The organism is Streptomyces sp. NPDC055078, from assembly GCF_053607985.1.
In genome coordinates this window covers 1-5,452 of the sequence record NZ_JBSGUP010000567.1, presented here as the reverse complement: position 1 = coordinate 5,452, position 5,452 = coordinate 1, and the positions used below count along the sequence as shown (strand labels likewise).

The 5,452-nt window shown below is 70.0% G+C and carries 3 protein-coding genes; all 3 read left to right on the top strand.

Annotated elements, in window-relative coordinates; all coding sequences use genetic code 11:
• The first annotated feature begins 167 nt into the window (after positions 1-167).
• Positions 168-1,574, top strand: a complete 1,407-nt coding sequence (locus tag ACWF94_RS32160) for a sensor histidine kinase (protein ID WP_453496552.1) — start codon at positions 168-170, stop codon at positions 1,572-1,574.
• A complete protein-coding gene (locus ACWF94_RS32155; protein ID WP_453496549.1) occupies positions 1,571-2,257 on the top strand; it encodes a response regulator in 687 nt (228 codons plus the stop codon). Before ACWF94_RS32160 ends, ACWF94_RS32155 begins: the two co-directional genes overlap by 4 nt.
• Before the next feature lie 154 nt (positions 2,258-2,411).
• On the top strand, positions 2,412-5,452 hold a 3,041-nt coding region (locus ACWF94_RS32150; RefSeq protein WP_453496546.1), incomplete at its 3' end, for an efflux RND transporter permease subunit.

Below are 5,452 nucleotides of genomic sequence, written 5' to 3'. Positions count from 1 at the left end.
CCCCCAGACTTCGTCCGGGGGGACCCCCAACGGGCTGGTTTTGCGCACCCGGGTGGGCAAATTTCAGCCTCGCCGGCGTTTGAGGCGCGGGGCCCGGGGCAGCGCCCCGGCAAGAGCCCGAGCCCGCCGCTGCCGCCCTCGCCAGCGCAGGCCGTACCGTTCATGCTGTGACCCCACTCGCCACGGCGTTCACCCGCACCCAGCGATGGCTCCGCGAGCATCCGCTGGCACTCGACGGCGCGCTCGCCGTGGTCGTACTGATCTGCATGGTCATCGGCTCGTTCGCGGTGAACGGGAAGCACGGGCCGGAGTTCGGCACCCGTACCCCCGACCTGCTCAGCGTGGTGCTGATGGTCCTGGTCTCCGCCGCCCTCGTGTTCCGCCGCCGCAGCCCGATGGCGGTGCTGGTGTTCACGAGCGTGCTCTCGTTGATCGAACTGGGGTTCGGGGATCCTTCGGCCCCGGTCGTGATGGCCGCCGTCATCGCGCTCTACACCGTCGCCGCCCGCACCGACCGGCCCACCACCTGGCGGGTCGGCCTGCTGACCATGACCGTGCTCACCGGCACCGCCATGTTCTTCGGCTCCACCCCCTGGTACACCCAGGAGAACCTCGGCATCTTCGCCTGGACCGGTATGGCCGCCGCCGCCGGTGACGCCGTACGCAGCCGGCGTGCGTTCGTCGACGCCATCCGGGAGCGGGCCGAGCGCGCGGAGCGCAACCGCGAGGAGGAGGCCAGGCGCCGGGTCGCCGAGGAGCGGCTGCGGATCGCCCGCGACCTGCACGACGTGGTCGCCCACCACATCGCCCTGGTCAATGTGCAGGCGGGCGTGGCGGCGCATGTCATGGACAAGCGCCCCGACCAGGCCAAGGAGGCGCTGGCGCATGTACGCGAGGCCAGCCGGTCCGCGCTCAACGAACTGCGGGCCACCGTCGGGCTGCTGAGGCAGTCCGGCGACCCGGAGGCGCCCACCGAACCGGCCCCCGGTCTGGAGGTGCTCGACGAACTGGTGGACACCTTCCGCCACGCCGGGCTGCCGGTCGAGGTGGCCCGCGCCGACGACGGCGGCAAACCCCCCGCGGCCGTCGATCTCGCGGCGTACCGGATCATCCAGGAGGCGCTGACCAATGTGCGCAAGCACGCGGGCCCCGGCGCCAAAGCGGAGGTCAGCGTGATCCGCGTGGGACTGACCCTGGAGGTCACGGTGCTGGACAACGGCGCTCCCCCGGGAGACGGCGACACCCGGTACGGCAGTGGCACCTGGGGCGGCAGCGGCACCTGGGATACCGGTGGCACCCGGGACAGCGGTGACCCTTACGACGCCGGTCGTACCCACGACGCCGCTCGCACCCGGGACGGCGGCGGCACCCGCGACAGCGGCCGTACGCGCGACGGCGGTACCCCGGACGCCCGCGAGGTCTCCTCGGGCGGCCACGGTCTGCTCGGGATGCGCGAGCGCGTCACCGCGCTCGGCGGCAGACTCAGTGCTGGCCCCCGATACGGAGGTGGCTTCCGGGTGCAGGCGATACTGCCTCTCACGGCACGGACGGGGCGAGAGGGGAAGGACAGATGACGATCAGGGTGCTGCTCGCCGACGACCAGACACTGCTGCGCAGCGCGTTCCGGGTCCTGGTGGACTCGGAGCCGGACATGCAGGTGGTCGGGGAGGCCGCGGACGGCGCGGAGGCCGTCGCCCTCGCCCGCTCGGAGCGGGCCGACGTCGTCCTGATGGACATCCGGATGCCCGGTACGGACGGCCTCGCCGCCACCCGCCTGATCAGCGCCGATCCCGCGCTGTCGCAGGTACGGGTCGTCATGCTGACGACCTTCGAGGTGGACGAGTACGTCGTCCAGTCGCTGCGGGCGGGGGCCTCCGGCTTCCTCGGCAAGGGCGCGGAGCCGGAGGAACTGCTGAACGCCATCCGGATCGCCTCCGCGGGCGATGCCCTGCTCTCCCCGGTCGCGACCAAGGGCCTGATCGCCAGATTCCTCGCCCAGAGCAGCGACGCGGACGACGCCGACCGGTCCGGTACGTACTCCGAACGGCTCGGGGCGCTCACCGTGCGCGAGCGCGAGGTCCTCGTCCTGGTCGCCGGCGGCCACTCCAACGACGAGATCGCCGAACGGCTCCAGGTGAGCCCCCTCACCGTCAAGACTCATGTCAACCGCGCGATGGCCAAGCTCGGCGCCCGCGACCGGGCCCAACTGGTGGTCACGGCCTATGAGTCCGGACTCGTCCGTCCAAGGGTGGAGTGAATCCGCGCTCGCGTGTACTCCAGCTGCGGTATGCGCGAGATAAGGAAACGGGACCTGGGGGGTACGGGTGACCCCTCACACATGGCTGATCGTATAAGCGGGCGTTGAAGTGTGCCCATCATGCCTGCCGCGTAAGCCACAGAAGAGAGACCTCATGTCCTGGCTGTCAAAGTTCAGCCTGTCGCAACGCGCCCTCATCGGGCTGATCTCGATCGTGGCGATCGTCTTCGGGGCGATTGCCATCCCGCAGCTCAAGCAGCAGTTGCTGCCCTCCATCGACCTGCCGATGGTGTCGGTGCTCGCCTCCTACGAGGGCGCGTCGCCCGCTGTGGTCGAGAAACAGGTCGTGGAGCCGCTCGAAAGCACCATCGAGACCGTCGACGGCATCAAGGGCATCACTTCCACGGCGAGCGAGGGCAACGCCGTGATCATGGCCAGCTTCGAGTACGGGGACGGCACCAAGCAGCTCGTCGCCGATGTCCAGCAGGCGGTGAACCGGGCCCGCAGCCAGCTCCCCGACACCGTCGACCCCGAGGTCATCGCGGGCTCCACCGACGACATCCCCACCGTCGTCCTCGCGGTCACCTCGGGCAAGGACCAGCAGACCCTCTCCGACCAGCTCAAGCGCACCGTCGTGCCCACGCTGGAGGACATCGAGGGCGTCGGCCAGGTCTCCATCGACGGCGTCCGGGAACTCCAGGTCTCCGTCACCCCCGACGAGGCCAAGCTCGCCGCGGCGGGCCTGAACACCCCCGCCCTCGCCGCGGCGCTCCGCGCGGGCGGCGCGACGACCCCGGCCGGTGCCTTCAGCGAGGACGGCAAGAGCCGTACCGTCCAGGTCGGCGGCGGCTTCACCGATCTGAAGCAGATCCAGGAGCTGCGCGTCACCCCGGCGCCGCCCGCCAAGGGCAAGCCGGTACGCCTCGGCGACATCGCCACCGTGCAGGAGACGCCGTCCACCGCCGCCTCCCTCACCCGCACCAACGGCAAGCCGAGCCTCGCCGTCCTGGCCACCATGGACAACGACGGCAGTGCCGTCGCCATCTCCGACGCGGTCAAGGACAAGCTGCCCGAGATGCGCAAGGACCTCGGCGCGGGCGCGGAGCTGACCGTCGTGTCCGACCAGGGCCCGGCCGTCTCCAAGGCGATCTCGGGACTGACCACCGAGGGCGCGCTCGGACTGCTCTTCGCGGTGATCATCATCCTGGTCTTCCTGGCCTCGCTGCGCTCCACCCTGGTCACCGCGGTCTCCATCCCGCTGTCCGTGGTGCTCGCGCTGATCGTGCTGTGGACCCGTGATCTGTCGCTCAACATGCTCACCCTGGGCGCGCTGACCATCGCGATCGGCCGGGTCGTCGACGACTCGATCGTCGTCCTGGAGAACATCAAGCGCCACCTCGGCTACGGCGAGGAGCGGCAGAGTGCCATCATCGACGCGGTCAAGGAGGTCGCCGGAGCGGTCACCGCGTCGACGCTGACGACCGTGGCCGTGTTCCTGCCCATCGGACTCGTCGGCGGCATGGTCGGCGAGCTGTTCGGCTCGTTCTCGCTGACCGTCACCGCGGCGCTGCTCGCCTCGCTGCTGGTCTCGCTCACCGTGGTGCCGGTGCTGTCGTTCTGGTTCCTGCGCGCCCCCAAGGACGTACGGGACCTCGACCCGGACGAGGCCCGCCGGATCGCCGAGGAGAAGGAGGAGCGCAGCCGCCTCCAGCGGATCTACGTCCCCGTCCTGCGCTTCGCGACCCGCCGCCGGATCACCAGCGTCGTCCTCGCCGTCGTCATCCTCCTCGGCACGTTCGGCATGGCCGGACTGCTGAAGACGAACTTCTTCGACCAGGGCGAGCAGGAGGTCATGTCCCTCAAGCAGGAACTGCCCCCCGGCACCAGCCTGGAGGCGTCCGACGCCGCCGCGAAGAAGGTCGAGAAGGTTCTCGACGGAGTTGACGAGCTGGAGAACTACCAGGTCACCGTGGGCTCCTCCGGCTTCATGGCGGCCTTCGGCGGTGGTACGGGCACCAACCAGGCCACGTACCAGATGACGCTGAAGGACGCGGCCGACTACGAGAAGACCAAGGACCGCATCGACGGCGAGCTGGCCAAGCTCGACGGCATCGGCGACACGACCATCGCCGCCGGTGACGGCTTCGGCAGCCAGGATCTGAGCGTCGTGGTGAAGGCCGCCGACCCGGACATCCTGAAGTCGGCGTCCGAGGCCGTACGCAAGGAGGTCGCGGGACTGGACGATGTCACCGATGTCCAGAGCGACCTGGCCCAGAGCGTCCCCCGGATCTCGGTCAAGGCGAACGCCAAGGCCGCCGAGGCCGGTTTCGACGAGACCACGCTCGGGATGGCCGTCGCCCAGGCGGTCCGCGGCACCCCGTCCGGCAAGGCCATCATGAACACCACCGAGCGCGATGTCGTCATCACCTCGGCCAAGCCGGCCAAGACGCTCGCCGAACTGCGGGTGCTGCCGCTCGGCACGGCCAAGCTCGGTGAGATCGCCGATGTCCAGCTGGTGCCGGGACCGGTCTCCATGACCCGGATCGACGGCTCCCGGGCCGCGACGATCACCGCGAAGCCGACCGGCGACAACACGGGCGAGGTCAGCACCAAGCTCACCTCCAAGCTGAAGTCCCTCGATCTGCCGGAGGGCGCCACGGCCGCCATCGGCGGTGTCTCCGAGGACCAGGACGAGGCGTTCGCCTCGCTCGGCCTGGCGATGCTCGCGGCCATCGCGATCGTCTTCATGCTGCTCGTCGCCACCTTCCGCTCGCTGATCCAGCCGCTGATCCTGCTGGTCTCCATCCCGTTCGCGGCGACCGGCGCCATCGGTCTGCTGGTTGTGACGGGCACTCCGATGGGCGTCCCGGCGATGATCGGCATGCTGATGCTCATCGGCATCGTGGTCACCAACGCGATCGTGCTGATCGACCTGATCAACCAGTACCGGGCCCAGGGGCTCGGCGTCATCGAATCGGTCATCGAGGGCGGCCGGCACCGGCTGCGCCCGATCCTGATGACGGCCCTGGCGACCATCTTCGCCCTCCTCCCGATGGCGCTCGGCGTCACCGGCGAGGGCGGCTTCATCGCCCAGGGGCTGGCCGTGGTCGTGATCGGCGGCCTGTTCAGCTCGACCCTGCTCACCCTGCTGCTGGTGCCGACGCTGTACGCGATGGTGGAGCTGCGCAAGGAGCG

What these genes read in the sequence shown, in the direction of transcription:
- ACWF94_RS32155 (WP_453496549.1), top strand. Translation starts at nt 1,571, where the DNA reads ATGACGATCAGGGTGCTGCTCGCCGACGACCAGACACTGCTGCGCAGC.